General features: G+C 41.9%; 15 protein-coding genes. 2 read left to right on the top strand and 13 right to left on the bottom strand.

Annotated elements, in window-relative coordinates:
- Window positions 1-62: 62 nt before the first annotated feature.
- Window positions 63-1,397, bottom strand: coding sequence for a DUF1958 domain-containing protein (locus ADH49_RS02810; RefSeq protein ID WP_048689232.1), 1,335 nt, complete (start codon window positions 1,395-1,397; stop codon window positions 63-65).
- Window positions 1,398-1,504: 107 nt separating this feature from the next.
- Window positions 1,505-2,206: a glucosamine-6-phosphate deaminase gene (locus tag ADH49_RS02805; protein ID WP_048689227.1), complete on the bottom strand. Its 702-nt coding sequence runs from the start codon at window positions 2,204-2,206 to the stop codon at window positions 1,505-1,507.
- 203 nt (window positions 2,207-2,409) lie between these two features.
- On the opposite strand from ADH49_RS02805, the gene queA reads away from it, so the two are divergent.
- Both queA and ADH49_RS02795 read left to right on the top strand, forming a co-directional pair.
- A complete protein-coding gene (gene queA, locus ADH49_RS02800) occupies window positions 2,410-3,438 on the top strand; it encodes a tRNA preQ1(34) S-adenosylmethionine ribosyltransferase-isomerase QueA (RefSeq protein WP_048689224.1) in 1,029 nt (342 codons plus the stop codon).
- A gap of 11 nt (window positions 3,439-3,449) precedes the next feature.
- A complete protein-coding gene (locus ADH49_RS02795) occupies window positions 3,450-3,920 on the top strand; it encodes an arginine repressor (RefSeq protein WP_048689219.1) in 471 nt (156 codons plus the stop codon).
- A gap of 47 nt (window positions 3,921-3,967) precedes the next feature.
- Here ADH49_RS02795 and ADH49_RS02790 read toward each other — a convergent pair whose 3' ends face one another.
- The 11 genes from ADH49_RS02790 to ADH49_RS02740 all read right to left on the bottom strand — a co-directional run bounded on the left by ADH49_RS02790 (window position 3,968) and on the right by ADH49_RS02740 (window position 16,791).
- A complete protein-coding gene (locus ADH49_RS02790; protein ID WP_048689214.1) occupies window positions 3,968-5,308 on the bottom strand; it encodes a dipeptidase in 1,341 nt (446 codons plus the stop codon).
- Window positions 5,309-5,327: 19 nt separating this feature from the next.
- Window positions 5,328-6,842, bottom strand: a complete 1,515-nt coding sequence (locus ADH49_RS02785; RefSeq protein ID WP_048689211.1) for a YfcC family protein — start codon at window positions 6,840-6,842, stop codon at window positions 5,328-5,330.
- Window positions 6,843-7,045: 203 nt separating this feature from the next.
- Complete coding sequence (gene arcC / locus ADH49_RS02780; protein WP_048689208.1) at window positions 7,046-7,990, bottom strand: carbamate kinase; 945 nt, start codon at window positions 7,988-7,990, stop codon at window positions 7,046-7,048.
- Window positions 7,991-8,075: 85 nt separating this feature from the next.
- The gene (gene argF, locus ADH49_RS02775) at window positions 8,076-9,092 is read right to left on the bottom strand and encodes an ornithine carbamoyltransferase (protein WP_048689206.1); all 1,017 of its coding nucleotides are present in this window, start codon (window positions 9,090-9,092) and stop codon (window positions 8,076-8,078) included.
- A gap of 95 nt (window positions 9,093-9,187) precedes the next feature.
- Entirely contained in the window at window positions 9,188-10,417 is a 1,230-nt protein-coding gene (arcA, locus tag ADH49_RS02770) for an arginine deiminase (protein WP_006596658.1), read from the bottom strand.
- A gap of 265 nt (window positions 10,418-10,682) precedes the next feature.
- On the bottom strand, window positions 10,683-11,369 hold the full coding sequence (locus ADH49_RS02765) for a Crp/Fnr family transcriptional regulator (RefSeq protein WP_048689203.1): 687 nt from the start codon (window positions 11,367-11,369) through the stop codon (window positions 10,683-10,685).
- A gap of 143 nt (window positions 11,370-11,512) precedes the next feature.
- Window positions 11,513-12,565, bottom strand: coding sequence for a serine hydrolase (locus ADH49_RS02760; RefSeq protein WP_048689201.1), 1,053 nt, complete (start codon window positions 12,563-12,565; stop codon window positions 11,513-11,515).
- A gap of 141 nt (window positions 12,566-12,706) precedes the next feature.
- Complete coding sequence (locus tag ADH49_RS02755) at window positions 12,707-14,179, bottom strand: helicase HerA-like domain-containing protein (protein ID WP_048689198.1); 1,473 nt, start codon at window positions 14,177-14,179, stop codon at window positions 12,707-12,709.
- 254 nt (window positions 14,180-14,433) lie between these two features.
- Window positions 14,434-15,039: a superoxide dismutase SodA gene (gene sodA, locus ADH49_RS02750; RefSeq protein ID WP_048689195.1), complete on the bottom strand. Its 606-nt coding sequence runs from the start codon at window positions 15,037-15,039 to the stop codon at window positions 14,434-14,436.
- 71 nt (window positions 15,040-15,110) lie between these two features.
- Entirely contained in the window at window positions 15,111-16,148 is a 1,038-nt protein-coding gene (gene holA / locus ADH49_RS02745; RefSeq protein WP_048689192.1) for a DNA polymerase III subunit delta, read from the bottom strand.
- Window positions 16,126-16,791 carry a DUF805 domain-containing protein gene (locus tag ADH49_RS02740; protein ID WP_048689189.1) on the bottom strand — a complete coding sequence of 222 codons (666 nt, stop codon included), beginning with the start codon at window positions 16,789-16,791 and terminating at the stop codon, window positions 16,126-16,128. Before ADH49_RS02740 ends, holA begins: the two co-directional genes overlap by 23 nt.
- Window positions 16,792-16,833 lie beyond the last annotated feature (42 nt).

Genomic DNA, 16,833 nt, shown 5'->3' with positions numbered 1-16,833 from the left:
TCAACATGAGAAATAAAAGGCAATGACAAAACCCAACTGGATTTCAGTTGAGTTTTGATCGATTATTTTTTGTAGCGATCCTGAGCCTTGCGCGCACGTTGGTTGCGATGGGCTCTTTCTACATACAGAATCATAGCAAGAATACCAATTGGAATCAAAATGACCAGACTTTCAATCGGAAAACGGAAGGATTTCTTTGTAGATGGAGCCGCAGTACTTTGGGTATCTGATTGATTCACTGCTCCTTCTTTTACTGGAAGTCCATCAGAAATCTTTTCTGATAGGGTCATCAAGCCTGAATCCGCCTCTACCTGTCCATCTTTGACAACGAGTTTTGGATTCTCTTCTCCCTTTTTGACCGTGGCATAGAAAGGTTGATCCAGTGTGTAGGTCTTTCCATCGATCGTCTGAACACCCTTGTCCAACAACTTCTTATAACGATAATCTGCAAAAGCCTTTTCGATCAAGGCATTGCCAAATGGATGTCGATAGTATTCACCATCCTGGTCGGACCAATCACCAACTCCCATGACTACGGAAATAATTCGTTGGTCCCCCCGTTTAGCGGTTGCGATATAGTTAAAGGCACCACGTGGACTCGAACCTGTCTTCAGACCATCTACTCCTTCAAGAGCATATCTTGCTCCTGGCAAGGAATAGTTATAGGTATCAAAAGTCTCCTCATAAGGCGTTCCTTGTTTCACGGTCACCTTAGCCTGATTGGTATAGCTAAGAATCTCTGGATATTTTTTCACGAAATGATAGACGAGAATCGCCAAATCTCTTGCGGTTGTCTGGTTGGCCGCATCATTTGGATAGTTATAACTGGTATACAAACCTTGGAAGGTTGAAATGGCCGCTCCACTCGGATTGTTCCAAATGGTATTGGTCATCCCCAACTCCTTGGACTTTTCGTTCATCCGCTGAATAAAGGCATCCGCATCGTGATTAGAAAGGAGATTGGCCAACATAATCGTAGCCACATTGGAGGATGGAACAGCCGTCATGGTAATCAATTCAGAGACTGTATAGTCCACTCCTGCAACGATGTTATTGTTGGAAATCTCATAGATTTTTGACATGGATTGATCCGCAGCCGTTGCAGTGACAACCGTATCTTTGGTAATCTTCCCCTCTTTCATGGTTTCGAAGAGCAGATACAGAGTCATAAGCTTACTCATACTTGCTGGATCCCGCACTTCATCAATATTGTCTCTCCACAAAACATCCCCGGTATTCGCATCGATGACGAGAGAGGACCTTGGTCGATTATAGGCCTGCACATGATCATTGGGATACATTTTTTGCGCCATATCCACCAGCTCATCCGCTACGATTGACAGAGGCCGAAACAGAGATAGGACGACGATTCCTAAAACGAGCAACTTCTTTTTCAAAATATATTTTCCTCAAATATAGAATTTTATCTTATTGTACCATACTTCACTCTATAAAAAAACCTATCTTTCAGGATATTTCAGATAGGTCTCTCTTTTTCAACTGGTTACAGTAAGCTCAAGGCTGCTTGGTCAGCAATAATCACGACATCTGGATGACCTTGAAGGGCACTCGCTGGTAAACTCTCTGTTTTTGGACCATTAACCATTCCTGCAATCGCTTCTGCTTTTGATTCTCCATAGGCAAAGAGAATGATAGACTTGGCAGCAAGAATGTTCGCAATCCCCATGGAGATGGCTTGCGTTGGCACATCTTCAATTTTTTCAAAGAAGCGAGAGTTGGCTTCAATCGTTGATTGATCCAAATGGACCAAATGCGTTTGGCTGTCAAATGGCGTGCCTGGTTCGTTAAAACCAATGTGGCCGTTGCGACCGATCCCTAGAATTTGCAGATCTACTGGATGTTGGGCCAAAATTTCATTGTAATGAGCTGTTTCTTCTTCTGCAGTATCTTCGTTTCCTTTTGGAAGATAGCTAACTTTAAACGGTTTCTCATTGAATAAATTTTCCTGCATAAAGTAACGATAGGATTGAGGATCTTCTCCCGTCAAGCCTACATACTCATCCAAGTTGACACTGACCATGTCTGAGAAATCCAAATCACTCTCCCGAATCAATTTATAAAACTCAAGTGGACTGCTTCCAGTCGCAAGCCCCAGAGTTTTGGCACCCTGCTCTAACTTTTCTTTTAGCAGGTCAAAAGCAACCTGTCCCCCTTCGATTTGATTGGCTACTTCAATAACTTTCATGATAAATCCTCCGCTTATTTCTTATATTCATTATATGGTATAGACCAATTTTTGTCAAGCGCTTTCTTGATGTTAGAAAAGGATTTTTTACCTTCACCCCTTTAAAATTCGGCTAGTGATTTCCTTTGTTTCACTCTTATTTCATGATATAATGGGGAAGGTTAAATGTAAGAAATAGAAGAATTTAGATACAAGGAGAGAACATGAATACGAATGACTTTGATTTCCACCTCCCCGAGGAGTTAATTGCGCAAACCCCACTAGAGAAGCGCGATGCCTCAAAACTACTAATCCTCAATCGACAAACAGGTCAGATGGAAGACCAGCATTTTGACGCCATTATCAATGAATTAGAACCAGGGGATGCTTTGGTTATGAACAATACCCGTGTCCTTCCAGCTCGTCTCCATGGGGTCAAACCGGATACAGGAGGGCATGTGGAGCTTCTCCTCTTAAAAAATATTGAGGGCGATCAATGGGAGGTTCTTGCCAAACCTGCCAAACGTCTTAAAGAGGGTGGGGTCGTCAGCTTTGGTGATGGACGTCTTCAAGCGACTCTGATCAAGAAGCTGGAACACGGAGGATGTATCGTAGAGTTTTCTTACCAAGGAATTTTCCTTGAAGTCTTGGAAAGTTTAGGAGAAATGCCCCTACCACCTTACATCCATGAAAAATTGGAAGATCAGGAACGTTACCAGACAGTCTATGCCAAAGAAAATGGGTCTGCCGCAGCTCCTACTGCTGGCCTCCATTTCACACCTGAGCTCTTACAAAAGATTGAAGACAAAGGGGTTCACTTGGTTTATCTAACCCTTCATGTCGGACTAGGTACCTTCCGTCCTGTATCCGTCGATGATCTCGACCAACATGAGATGCATTCCGAATTTTATCAACTCTCAGAAGAAGCCGCCCAAACTCTTCGACAAGTCAAAGCGAGTGGACACCGCATCGTTGCCGTTGGAACTACTTCTATCCGAACTTTAGAAACAATTGGGAACAAGTTTAATGGAGAGTTACAAGCCGACTCTGGTTGGACCAATATCTTTATCAAACCAGGCTATCAGTGGCAGGTTGTCGACGCCTTTTCAACCAACTTCCACTTACCAAAATCAACCTTAGTCATGCTCGTTTCTGCCTTCGCAGGTCGAGAACTCACTCTGGATGCTTATCAGCACGCTATCGACCAAGGCTACCGTTTCTTTAGCTTTGGAGATGCTATGTTTATCAAATAAGGAGAGCCCTTATGAATAAGATTGAAAGTCGCCACCGCCTGATCCGGTCTATTATTTCAGAAAAGAAAATTCGAACCCAACAAGAATTGCAGGACAGCCTGGAAGCCAACGGCATCATCGTGACCCAGTCCACCCTCTCGAGAGATGTCAAATCCTTGAATCTGGTAAAAATTAACGAAGGGGATAGCTCTTACTATGCCATCAATAGCATTGCCCCATCTCGTTGGGAAAACCGACTGCGTTTTTATATGGAAGATGCCCTTGTCATGCTTCGTCCCGTCCAAAACCAAGTAGTCGTCAAAACTCTACCTGGTCTGGCCCAGTCCTTCGGGGCCATCTTAGATGCCCTTGAATTGCCGCAAATTGTTGCAACCGTCTGCGGAGATGACGTCTGCCTTATCATTTGTGAAGACAATCAGGGGGCCTTGGACTGCTTTGAAAAATTGAAAGAATTCACCCCTCCCTTCTTCTTTAGCAAATAAAAGAAAGCTTAGATGGTCAGACCATCTAAGCTTTTTTCTAATCTATATTAAGCTTCCTTGGCTGCTAATCGTCGAATGGTCTCTGCATATATTTCCATTGCACGATATAAATCATCCAGTTTAGCTCGTTCATTCGCCTGGTGCTCTGTTTGGAGAGCGTCAGGGAAGAGGGCCCCATAAGCCACACAATTTTCCATGGTTCGCGCAAAGGTCGCTCCCCCTGAGGACATAGCTGGGGTCTGATCCCCCGTTTCTTCTTGGTAGACCGCCATCAGAGTACTCACCAATGGACTGTCTAATGGAACGTATAGTGGAGCTACATAATCAAACTCTTCATACTGAAGTTGATAGCTAGCTGCCACCTCACTTAAACGTTTTACCAAGGCCTCCTTATCCGCTAAGACTGGGATCCGAATATCAATCCCGATTTCAGATTGCTGTTCATCAATGGAGAGAGTTGCAATATTGAAGGAAAGAGCACCACTTGGTTCATCATTGATTTCACCAAAGAGAGCTGCTCCTGTCGCTTCTTCCCCAACGGCATCTGCGATAAAGAGAAGGGCTGGATGAGGCTGGATCAAGGAAAGACTTTCAGCTAAGCCTACAATGGCATTGACACCCTCAGCCGCATCCTTGGAGTGTTTAGACAGACCTAGAACGGTTACTGCTCCTGCTTCTTCTGTATACTTCACACCACTTTGCTCGATAACTGGTAAGAGTTCCTCTAAGCGTTGCCCCTTATAAGTTGCCTTATCTGGCACCACATTGAGGGCACGACCAGCTTGTAAGGGACGATCCTCCCAGCCTGGTCCATGGAGCTTCACTTGAAGCAAGCCTTTTTCAGCATAGGTTAATGGGAAGGACGAATCTGGAGCAAAGCCAAGATCTGCTTTTTCTTCTATCTGATTGTAGCGGTTCATACAGCGCCAGAGAGTTTCTTCGTCCGTACCAAATATAAAGCGGATCCGTTTGGTAAATACGACTCCTTGGTCGAGCAGGCTCTTAACTGCGTAAAGCGCCGCAAGCGATGGTCCCTTATCATCTTGTACTCCACGTCCAATCAACCATCCATCTTTCAGAGTCGCCTCAAAAGGTGGCGTTTGCCAATCTTCTAAATCACCGGCTGGAACAACATCCAAGTGACAAAGAACGGCCAGGAGTTCTTCCCCCTGACCGATCTCTGCATATCCATAGTATCCTTCAGGATCTAGATAAGTTTGAAAGCCCATTTCTTGAGCAATTTCTAACGTTTTCTCAAGGACATCTTGGATAGCTTGTCCAAACGGTGTTCCATTTTCACCTTCGTTTAAAACCGAAGGATAAGAAATCAGAGTCTTTAATGAAGCTAGAAAGTCATCTTTGACTTGATTTGTAATCTCAATTTTCATGGAATCACCTCTTTACTTCTTATAGGAATGGAACGAAAGTTCCGAGAAGAAGGAGGGCAATGGTGATTACAATAACGGCAACAACAAGTTTTGCCATGAATTTCCACCAAGTTGCAATGTTGATACGTCCAAGAGCAAGAGCTCCCATTACGATACCAGAAGTTGGTGCGATCAAGTTCAAGACACCAGATGCAGATTGGTAGGCAGTGATAATCAAGCTAGGACGTACATTGACGAATTCTCCCAATGGAGCCATGATACCCATTGTCGCACTGGCAAGACCAGAAGATGATGGGATCAAGAATGACATTGGCAAGTAGAAGATATAAGTCAAGACGATGAAGACTTGAGAAGATAGACCACTGAGTCCTTGTTTACCCCAGTTAAGGATCGTATCTGTGATCATACCGTTGTTCATGATAACTTGGATACCACGTGCAATCGCTACGATCAAGGCTACGCTGAGCAAGTCAGCTGCACCAGTCATAAATGAAGAAATGATTTGTTCTTCTTTCAATCCGTAGACAATACCAATCAAGATACCCATAAAGGCGAAGAGCATTGCTCCTTCAGGGAAGTACCAAGTACCTAGGGCTGCAGTTGAACCACCAACAATCTTACCAACTACTGGAAGACTAGTTAACCAAGTGTTAAAGTCACCAAAGAAGGAAATACCTAAGTCACCCCATGGAATGAAACTCAAGACCATCAAAATAAAGGTCAATACAAAGAGTACAAAGACTTGTTTTTGTTTCTTTGAAAGAGTTGAATTAACATTTTCTTCATCTTCACCAACATTGAAGAATTTCATATCTTCTTCACGAGTTGCATAAGTGAGGGATTTAGTTGGGTCTTTTTGGATCTTATCTGCATACTTGTATACAAACCAAGTGCTAAGACCAGTCAAGACAACCCAGAAGATCAAACGAAGGATGATCCCTTCCCCAAGACCAACACCTGCAGTTGAAGATGCGATACCTGTCGCGAATGGGTTCAAGGTAGACGCCAAACATCCAATCTGTGAACCGAGCAAGATAATGGCTACCCCAGTCAAGCTATCAAATCCAACGGCCATCATAACTGGCACAAGGAGAGGATAGAAGGCCATGGTTTCTTCACCCATACCATAAGTTGTACCACCAAGGGCAAACAAAGGCATAAGCACCAAAATCAACATTTTTTCGCGACCCTTGTATTTCTTCACGATAGAAGCAATACCAGTGTCTAGCATACCAGTTTCATTGACTACACCAAGGAAACCACCAACCATCAAGATGAAGAAGGCTACGTCAATCGCTGCACTAGTTCCTTTAATCAAAGATCCTTCTTCAGGAGTCGTTCCTAGCATAGCACGAATCGGTGCCATCAATACATCCCAGATACCTTGAGGGTTTTGAGGTTGTGATTTATACACACCATCGACAAAAGCCCCTGCTGGGATAATCCAAGTCATCACTGCCATAAACGCAATGATGATTAACAATACGGTATAAGATGAAGGCATCTTAAACCCTTTTTTCGCTTTTTCACTCATTTGTTTATCCTCCTAACGCAACAAAATTTGAGTGAGTCTTTCAAAAGGTTAAACTTTTAGAAAGCGCTTACCTATATGTTAATTTTATCATATTTAAGATTAAAAAACTAGTTTTTCCTAATCTTTTTTAGAAAAAAATAGGGGAGGAACTTTGTACAAACTCCTGTAAATATGGGTTCACTCCCCTCACTCATGTACATGAATTAGTCTTTAACGATAATTGTTCCACTTTCAGACTCAATCAAAGCGCCAAGGTTTTCAAGTGAAGTGATAACTGCTTTTCCTTCTGGACGACCGTTTACAAAGGCGATGGCAGCTTCTACTTTAGGAAGCATACTTCCTGGTGCAAATTGATCTTGTTTGATGTACTCTTCCAATTGAGCAACATTAACATGTTCCAATTTTTCTTGGTCTGGTTTGTTGTAGTTCACAAAAACATAGTCTACACCGGTCAAAACGATGAAGAGGTCTGCTTCTACTAACTCAGCCAAACGTTGTGATGCAAAGTCTTTGTCGATAACAGCTTCAACACCAGTCAAGCTACCATTTGCTTCTTTCACAACTGGGATACCGCCACCACCAGCAGCAACAACGACTTGTCCGTCGTTCAACAAGGTACGGATGGTATTGATTTCTTTGATATCCACTGGTTTTGGTGAAGCAACAACTTTACGCCAGCCACGACCAGCATCTTCCTTAAAGGTTGCTCCAGATTTTTCAGCTTCTGCTTTTGCTTCTTCTTCTGAGTAGAATGGACCGATTGGTTTGCTGAGGTTGACAAAGGCTGGGTCGTTCTTATCCACAACGACTTGTGTCACAACTGAAGCCACATCCTTTTCAATTCCTTCTTCAAGAAGAGCATTTTGAAGAGCGTTTTGAAGCCAGAAACCAATGCTTCCTTCAGTCATTGCAACCAATGAATCCAATGGGAAAGCTGGGTTCTTTTCAGAATCAGCTGCCAAGTGTTGGAGCAAAAGGTTTCCTACTTGAGGACCATTTCCGTGAGTGATGATCAAGTCATCCCCATTTTTGATTAATTTGACTAAGTGTTTTGCTGTTTCTACAAGTGCTTCTTGTTGAGCTTTTGCAGAAGGATCAGATGAAAGGATGGCGTTTCCTCCCAAAGCAACGACGATTTTTCTTGACATAGGTTTTCCCTTTCTATAAAAAATAGGGGCAGGACTAAAGCTAGCAGTCCAGCCCCTATAGCTGTTGGTATACGGTTATAAAGTCTTAAACTTTTGGAATGTACAAGTTACCAAGAGTAGCTGCCATCACCGCTTTGATGGTGTGCATACGGTTTTCAGCTTGGTCAAAGTGACGAGCATATTTGCTACGGAACACTTCGTCAGTAACTTCCATTTCTTCTACGCCGAATTTTTCAGCAACATCTTTACCATAAACAGTGTTTGTGTCGTGGAAAGCTGGCAAGCAGTGCAAGAAGATCAAGTCTTCGTTATCAGCTTTCTTAACCAATTCCATGTTTACTTGGTAAGGTTTCAAAAGGGCAACGCGTTCTGCAAATTTGTCTTCTTCACCCATAGATACCCAAACGTCAGTGTAAAGTACATCTGCACCTTTCACAGCTTCGTCAGCATCTTCAGTGATCAAGATATGAGCGCCACTTTCTTTTGCGAATCCTTCTGCCAATTCAACAATTTCTTGTTCTGGGAAGAGTTCTTTTGGTGAGAAGATGTGTACGTTCACACCAAGGATAGCACCTGTTACAAGAAGGCTGTTTGCAACGTTGTTACGTCCGTCACCACAGTACACAAGTGTCAAACCTTCAAGGCGTCCAAAGTTTTCTTGAACAGTCAAGTAGTCTGCAAGCATTTGAGTTGGGTGCCATTCGTCAGTCAAACCATTCCATACTGGAACACCTGAGAATTCAGCCAATTCTTCAACCATACGTTGGCTGAAACCACGGAATTCAATACCGTCAAACATACGTCCAAGAACTTTAGCAGTATCTTCTGTAGATTCTTTTTTACCGAGTTGGATGTCATTTGCACCAAGGTATTCTGGGTGAGCACCAAGGTCGATGGCTGCAGTAGTGAAGGCTGCACGAGTACGAGTTGAAGTTTTTTCAAACAAAAGCGCAATGTTTTTACCAGCTAGGTAGCGGTGTTCAATGTTGCGTTTTTTAAGATCTTTCAAGTGAGCTGAAAGTCCGATAAGGTATTCTAACTCTGCACGTGTAAAGTCTTTTTCTGCTAAAAAGCTACGTCCTTGGAATACTGAAGTTGTCATTAATTATCTCCTTTTATTATGCTTGATTGGATCCTGTCAACCAGTTTAGAGGGCTCAGTTTAGACACTGAGCCCGTCTAACCTGTAGAAGGATGATTAGATTTCTTCACGTTCGAATGGCATTGACATACAACGAGGTCCACCACGACCGCGAACCAATTCACTTCCGCGGATCTTGATCAAACGAAGTCCGTATTCTTCTAATTTCTTGTTGGTTACAGTGTTACGGTCGTATACAACTACCACACCAGGTGCGATTGTAAGAGTATTTGATCCGTCGTTCCATTGTTCACGCGCAGCAGCAACGATGTTGCCATCTCCACATGGAATCAAAGTAACTTTTTCAACACCAAGGTTTTCAGCAAGCAATTCAGCCAAATCACCTTTTTCTTCAACGATCTTCAATTGTTCGTTTTCATAAGTTACAGAGAAGACGCGAAGGTTACCTTGGATTTCTGGGTGGATTGTGAATTTATCGTAGTCCACCATTGTGAATACTGTATCCAAGTGCATGAATTTACGGTTGTTAGCAAATTCGAAGGCCAATACTTTCTTGAAGCCAACGTTCTTCTTGAAGATGTTTACCAACAATTTTTCGATTGATGCAGCATCTGTACGTTGTGAGATACCAACTGCCAATACATCTTTAGAAAGTACCAACTCATCTCCACCTTCGATACGAGTATCTTCTTCACGGTTGTAGACAAGTTCAACTTTTCCACCGTAAACTGGGTGGTATTTGAAGATGTATTTACCATACAAAGTTTCACGGTTACGTGTATCTGCGTACATGTGGTTCAATGATACTGCATTACCAATTGTAGCAAATGGGTCACGTGTGAAGTACAAGTTTGGCATTGGGTCGATTGCAAATGGGTAGTCAGATTCAACAAGGTCTGTCAATCCTTTTGCTTCTTCAGGAATTTCTGGAAGTTCAGCTTTTTGAACCCCTGCCATTGTTTTTTCAACCAATTCTTGGTTGTCTTCAATGCTGTGAAGCAATTCACGGATCGCAATTTTTGTTTGGCGTCCACGAATGTTTGCTTCTTCAAGGTATTCTTCGATAAACTGATCGCGAATTTCTGGAGAAGTCAATGACTCAGCAGCCAACTGTTCAAGATAAAGTACTTCGATTCCTTCGTTACGAAGTGCTTCAGCAAATGCATCGTGTTCTTTTTGAGCATCTTCCAAGAATGGAATATCATCAAAAAGAAGACGTTCAAGATAGTCAGGCATCAAGTTTTCCAACTCTTTACCTGGACGGTGCAAACAAACTTTTTTCAGTTTTCCAATTTCTGAGAAAACATGAATTGGGTGTGTAGACATCTATAGTCCTCCTTTTTTCTTGCGGTTTAGCTTAGCTAATCCCGTTTACATGTTTCATTTTATCACCAATTGGTACCGCTTTCACAACCAATCTTCCATTACGAATGCCAAGAATCTGACGTTTTTTTAAATATTACCATCATTTTATGAAATATGAACCGCTTTCTTTGGATATTTTATTATATATATTCTTTTTGCGGGTAAATATTTTTTATTTAAATTGAAGAACTTTTATCGTTTTTGACAGAAAATAAAAGAAGCCTTACTAAGCTTCTTCAAAACTATCTAAAAAGAATGGAAGATCAAGAAAAGTTAATTTCTTATGCTTGTACTCGATTCTCTCCTCTTCTAGGAGCTTCTTTAATACTTGATTGACCGTTTCTCTCGTCGTTGCAGCTAATCTGGCCAACTCTTTCATGCTCATCGGAAAAGGAATGGTTGGACCAAACTTTTGATAATCCATACAGAGTAGAGCTAAGGATTGGATCACACGATCACTGGCACTGGCTGCGACCACATTGCGAAGTCGCAACTCCTGGAATTCCAAAATTTTTGAAAGTTTTCTCGTTATAAAGAGAACTTGTTCCATACTGGACTGAACAATTTCCTCATAAAGCTGAACAGGAATACTGAAGTATTTAACGGTTGTCATGGAAGTGGCTGTATAGTGATAAGTTGAATCTGTAAACATACCACCGTATGGGAAGACGGCTCCTTCTTTAATGTAATCCATATACGAGAAGGTATCTGAAGAGTCAAACTCCTCAATACGAACATAGCCTTTTACCACTAAAAAAATTCGATCGCGCTTATCACCGGCAAAAAATAGGATCTGTCCCTTTGGGATTTCTCTATAATGGATTTCGACAGCTAATTTATCAAATTTTTCAACTGGAATCGCAGAGAAAGCTGAATGGGAGCGAATCAACTGATAATCTTCTTTTGTAATCATTTCTATTCTTTCTTTGGGTTCTTTAGTTATTATATCATATTTATTCACTGACCTCAAAGAATGTCACCAAGATTTTAACCATGAAACTTATTTTTGCTAAGAAAAAACCTTCCCAAAACGTTTTTGGGAAAGGTTCTAAATCGTTAGTTGACATTTACACGGTGCCATTCATTAATCACATAGCAGAGTTGACCAAGTAAATGAAGACCGTATCCACTGATCTCCGTACTTTCTGGAGTAGTTCCCCCTAGACCAGCTGTAAAAATCGAGATGAGGTAGGGTGTTTGTTCGTAAACGATGGCTTCGACATTGAGGGCTTCCGCTACATAACCAGGTTTTTGCTGAATGACTAAATCTGGTAAATACCGTTTGTAGTATTCATTCGGGAAGGACTCTCCGATCAATTCTAGCAAGGTCCCATACTTTTCTTTGTGATTCCAAAGATAGTCCAAGACTTGAATATAGTAATCAGATGTCGTTTTGTTTTCAGGACTAATGGTTTTTATTTCTGCCCGGGATTTTCCATATTTTTCATACTTCTCATAGACATTGTCCATACCACCAAAGCGGTCGGCCAAGGCATATGCCGGCGTATTTTCTGAATAGACAAGAGAATAACGCTGCATATCTGGAATCGTCATAGCGCCACCAAAGGCAGCTACATAATTATCGTGCTCTCCAAGGTACTCGTAGTAAGTATTGGTAATATCAAATTCATCCGTTAAGTTTAACTTCCCTGCATCGACTTCATCCATGACTAACATATTGAGGGGCAGTTTATAGGTACTTCCAGCTGTCATCGGCTGCAACTCATTCATTGAAAACTGTTGGCCTGTCGCAGGATTTTTATAGGTAAAGGTAATTTGGGAAGGATCAATACCATATTCAGCCATGTAGTCTTGTACTACTTCTACCAAGCCTTTATTGGCATAATCATAGACAAGACCTAAATTCTCCATGGTTTCACGGTCTTGATCCATGACAGCTTGTTTCTCCTCAGGAGTTTTGACACGAGGAGGTTGGAGTGCTTGCTTCTCTTGCTTGGAGTCCACTGCTTGAGCCGTCGTTCCATCTTGAGCAAGCGACGAGGCAGGAGCCTGATAAAGATGGAGGTAAGTTAACGCTCCAACTCCTCCTATACATAATAAAATCCCCAACACAATCATGATCGATCGAACATTAAATATTTTTTTCATATGAAGTTAATTATAAAAGATTCTCTTTAAAATAACAAGGTATTTCCAGTTCAGAAAACGATTTCTTATAGAAGAAATTTTTTAGCGATTTCTAGGTCAATCCTTCTTCATATCCTAAGAATCCATCCCCTTTTGACTGTCTTATTTCCGCTTAAAGGATCCCATGATTAGTTTTGCCACTTCACGCGCAATGGTACGGAACAAGGAACTGATAAAGGAATCTTTGGCCTTTTCTAAACTAGATTTCCGCGGACGGCCCGGACTCCGTTTTTGACTAGTCTTTTCCTCTGCTACTCTGGTCTTTTCTTCCTCTTCCCGCTCCTTTTCCTTCTCTTCTCTAGCAGATTTTTCAGTCAACTTTTCATAAGCTGATTCATTGTCTACTCGAACAGCATATTTTTGATGGAAAGGAGAGCTGGTAATCAAGGCCAACTGTTCACTCTCGTTTAACAAATCAAAGCTCGATTGTGGAGACAAAATATAAGAACGTTCCACCACACTTGGTTGCCCCTTTTCATTTAGGAAGGAGACGAGAGCTTCCCCTGTTCCCAACTCCGTCAAGACAGTTTCCGTATCAAATTCTGGGTTTGGTCGAAAGCTTTGAGCAGCAACTTTAATAGCTTTCATTTCTTTTGGCGTATAGGCACGCAAGGCATGTTGAACACGATTCCCAAGCTGGGCCAATACAGACTCAGGGAGATCTTGAGGATTCTGTGTAATAAAGTAGATCCCCACTCCTTTAGACCGGATAAGGCGAACGACTTGCTCAACTTTTTCAAGGAAGAGCTTGCTCGCATCATTAAACAAGAGGTGGGCTTCATCAAAGAAGAAGACAAATTTTGGTTTTTCTAGATCTCCAACTTCTGGTAAGGTCTCGAACAGACGAGACAACATCCAGATAAGGAAGGTTGAATAGAGCTTAGGGGAGTTGAAAAGACGAGTCGCTGATAGAATGTTGATGTAGCCTCGTCCACTGCTGTCCAATTGCATAAAATCTTGAAGATCCAAGGCAGGCTCTCCGAAGAATTGATCTGCCCCCTCTTGCTCTAGCACTAACAAGCTTCGTTGAATAGCTCCTACTGATTGTTTACTGATATTGCCGTATTGAGCGGAATAATCTGAGGCATGGTCATAGACTTCCTTCAAAAGACTCTGCAAATCCTTCAAATCAATTAAAGGCCAATTTTTTTCTTTGGCTAATTTAAAGACGATGGCCAAAATCCCTGTTTGCGTTTCGTTGAGGTCCAACAAGCGCGCTAGCAAAAGAGAGCCCATTCCTTCAATCGTAGCACGGACTGGATGACCTGCTTGACCAAAGACATCCCATAAGCGAACTGGAAAAGCTTGAGGTTCAAAAGGATCTGTAATACCAAGTAGTTTATAGCGCTCTTCCATCTTTGGCGTCCATTGTCCGGCTTTAGCAAGACCTGAAAGATCTCCCTTGATATCTGCTAGAAACACTGGAATCCCTTGCTGACTTAATTTTTCAGTAATGACTTTTAGGGTCACGGTTTTCCCTGTACCAGTAGCCCCTGCAATTAACCCGTGGCGGTTGAGCATTTTTAGATAAAGTGGTGTATCCACTGCTCCTTTTGTAATCGTAATACTTGTCATTTTTATTCTCCCTTTTGTTGAGGTACAGTTTTTTTCAGAAAAAGTGACACGGCTTCTTTCTTATGTAGGAAGCCTTTTTCCTCACTTTCACATACTCTTCTAGTGTATCATTTTCAGGTATAAACGCAAGAAATATCCCTCCCAAAACAGGAGAATCATTTTACTCTACTTTGAACAATTCGAAAAATAAAAAGCCTGGATCGAGGGGCTCCTTTAAGGGACCTCTTGATTCAAACTTTTTTTATTATGAAAGCTTATTTAGCTGCTGCGTAAAGCTCGTCTACTTTGTTCCAGTTAATCACTGAGAAGAAAGCTTTGATGTAGTCAGGACGAACGTTGCGGTATTTCACGTAGTAAGCATGTTCCCAAACATCCAAGCCCAAGATTGGTTTCTTCCCTTCTGAGATTGGTGTGTCTTGGTTTGCTGTTGAAGTCACTTCAAGCTTCCCTTCTTTGTTCACAACCAACCATGCCCATCCAGAACCGAAACGAGTGGTTGCTGCTGCAGTGAAAGCTGCTTGGAATTCTTCGAATGAACCGAAGGCTTCATCGATTGCTGCTGCAAGTTCTGCTGAAGGAGCTGTCTTTTCAGGAGTCATCAATTCCCAGAAAAGAGCGTGGTTCAAGTGTCCACCACCGTTATTGATAAGCGCTTGGCGGATATCAGCTGGGATCGATTCTACATCTGCCAACAAAGCTTCAAGGTCTTCACCAATTTCAGGGTGTTTTTCAAGAGCTGCATTTGCATTGTTTACGTAAGTTTGATGGTGTTTATCATGGTGCAAGTGCATTGTTTCAGCATCAATGTATGGTTCCAATGCATCGTATGCGTACGGAAGATCTGGTAAAATAATTGCCATGGAAAATACCTCTATTTCTTTATGTATATAAAAATGATAACGCAATCATCAAATTTATTCAACTATTCTGCTTACACAGATGGGTTAGCTAGCTTTAGTACAGCCAAATCAAATAGATAATCTTTCTCATAGGTTCCCGATTTCATTTGGAAGTCGGTATCAATCAAAAGACAAATCGCCTGCTCCAAATAAGCTAGAGAAATCCCTCTACTATCTCTTAGAGCAAATTTGACTTGATAGGGATTTACTTTTCGGCCGGTCAGCTCTGATAGGTCTGAAACGATTTGGGATTCTGTCCGTCCCTCTTGCTTCAACAGCTTGACCTGTGTATAGATGCGGAACTGACTCAATAAAATGGCCAAGAGCTTGATTTCATCCTCTCCTTGCAAACGAAGATCCTTGACCAAGCTACGGGCGGGATCAATTTGTTTCTTTAGGATCATCTGGATCAGATCAAACAGATTATCCTGGAGCGTTTTTGGAATAGCCTCTTCAATATCTGAGATGGTAATGCTTGAGGATCCCTTATAGTTTTTAAGAAACTCCAAGTTTTTCTGAATCTCACTAAAATCAAAGCCAGATTTGATCAAAAGTTGGTCGAAGGCTTGTGAATCAATCGCTAGCCCTAGAGACTTGATCTCTTCCGTGAAATGGGCACGCAACTCCTGTTCCTTTAATTCAGTTGCTTCCAGCAACTGGGCATCCCTTTTTAAGAGCTTGACAATTCTTCGTTTGCTATCCAGTTTTCCTTCCGCAATGACAATCAAGCGAGTCGTTTCTAAAGGTGCTGATAAGTATCCTTCAAAGGACTGCAATTCATCATCCGTCAGGTATCTTTTTTTTGCGGTCGTCACATCGACAAAATGATCCAAAATCACTATTTTTTCGTCCGCAAAAAATGGAAGGCTGACCAAGTCAAGCTCGACCTCTGAATATGCTGTTTCCTTCATGTCAAAATAGGAATAGTTCAAATCAGACGAATCATAGCCAACTTTCTTTAAAAGTTGCTCTTTCATCCACTCAAACTGACCGATGTCATCCCCTGATAAAACAAGGATAGGAGGAAGATTCTCGGCACTGATTTTTTTAATTGTTTGTAAAGCCTGCATGTTCTGAAGGTACCTCATTCCACTCTCTAAACTGATGCTGGGTCTGTTCCGATTCCATTTTCTTTTCAAGCGGAGCTTTCTCTAATGGAGTTGGTGGAGCCGAAACAATCTGGGGAATAGCTGAAAAACTGTTGGGATCCATCAAATGGGATGGCATACTTGGCGAAGAGACCTCGGGACTCGTCGAAGCAAATACTGGAGAAGCATTCTGGTCCGATTGTGCAAGTCTAGCACTTGGAAGGACCAGGAGACAAGCCAAACAGAGCAAACCCGCAAGAGCTAACACTAGAAAAATGGAAATAGGAGATAAAAGGTAGAGCAAGATAGGGCCTAGAAATAGGAAAATCAAAGCCCAATGAAGACCCGCATCTCTCAACCGGCGAACGACTACTGCTTGCTGGGGAACAAAAATAAGATAGAGATAAAGGAGAAAAAAGATGCTGAACCAAGCTGAAACGTCCATCCCGGTCAAGGGAATCACGTCTTCCTCTGATTTCGAATTTGAAAAGAGTAAGACCAATTGGTAAATCCAAAATGGACTTGTAAATAGTAAATGCCAGGCTTGGCTAATCCAAAATTCTTTTCTATCTGATCTTCTTGAAAAATCAGCATATTGCGTCCAAAACAACTGTAATGATTTCATACTGGTAACCTCATTTCCTTGACTTTATCATAGCAATTTTCA

Source organism: Streptococcus sp. 400_SSPC (assembly GCF_001072745.1).
GTDB lineage: Bacteria > Bacillota > Bacilli > Lactobacillales > Streptococcaceae > Streptococcus > Streptococcus xiaochunlingii.
This window is presented reverse-complemented; position numbering and strand designations above follow the sequence as displayed.

Excerpts from the sequence above, each read along its gene's own strand:
- ADH49_RS02805 (WP_048689227.1), bottom strand. The coding sequence starts at position 2,206 with ATGAAAGTTATTGAAGTAGCCAATCAAATCGAAGGGGGACAGGTTGCT.
- queA (WP_048689224.1), top strand. The coding sequence starts at position 2,410 with ATGAATACGAATGACTTTGATTTCCACCTCCCCGAGGAGTTAATTGCG.
- ADH49_RS02795 (WP_048689219.1), top strand. The coding sequence starts at position 3,450 with ATGAATAAGATTGAAAGTCGCCACCGCCTGATCCGGTCTATTATTTCA.
- ADH49_RS02790 (WP_048689214.1), bottom strand. The coding sequence starts at position 5,308 with ATGAAAATTGAGATTACAAATCAAGTCAAAGATGACTTTCTAGCTTCA.
- ADH49_RS02785 (WP_048689211.1), bottom strand. The coding sequence starts at position 6,842 with ATGAGTGAAAAAGCGAAAAAAGGGTTTAAGATGCCTTCATCTTATACC.
- arcC (WP_048689208.1), bottom strand. The coding sequence starts at position 7,990 with ATGTCAAGAAAAATCGTCGTTGCTTTGGGAGGAAACGCCATCCTTTCA.
- argF (WP_048689206.1), bottom strand. The coding sequence starts at position 9,092 with ATGACAACTTCAGTATTCCAAGGACGTAGCTTTTTAGCAGAAAAAGAC.
- arcA (WP_006596658.1), bottom strand. The coding sequence starts at position 10,417 with ATGTCTACACACCCAATTCATGTTTTCTCAGAAATTGGAAAACTGAAA.
- ADH49_RS02765 (WP_048689203.1), bottom strand. The coding sequence starts at position 11,369 with ATGATTACAAAAGAAGATTATCAGTTGATTCGCTCCCATTCAGCTTTC.
- ADH49_RS02760 (WP_048689201.1), bottom strand. The coding sequence starts at position 12,565 with ATGAAAAAAATATTTAATGTTCGATCGATCATGATTGTGTTGGGGATT.
- ADH49_RS02755 (WP_048689198.1), bottom strand. The coding sequence starts at position 14,179 with ATGACAAGTATTACGATTACAAAAGGAGCAGTGGATACACCACTTTAT.
- sodA (WP_048689195.1), bottom strand. The coding sequence starts at position 15,039 with ATGGCAATTATTTTACCAGATCTTCCGTACGCATACGATGCATTGGAA.
- holA (WP_048689192.1), bottom strand. The coding sequence starts at position 16,148 with ATGCAGGCTTTACAAACAATTAAAAAAATCAGTGCCGAGAATCTTCCT.
- ADH49_RS02740 (WP_048689189.1), bottom strand. The coding sequence starts at position 16,791 with ATGAAATCATTACAGTTGTTTTGGACGCAATATGCTGATTTTTCAAGA.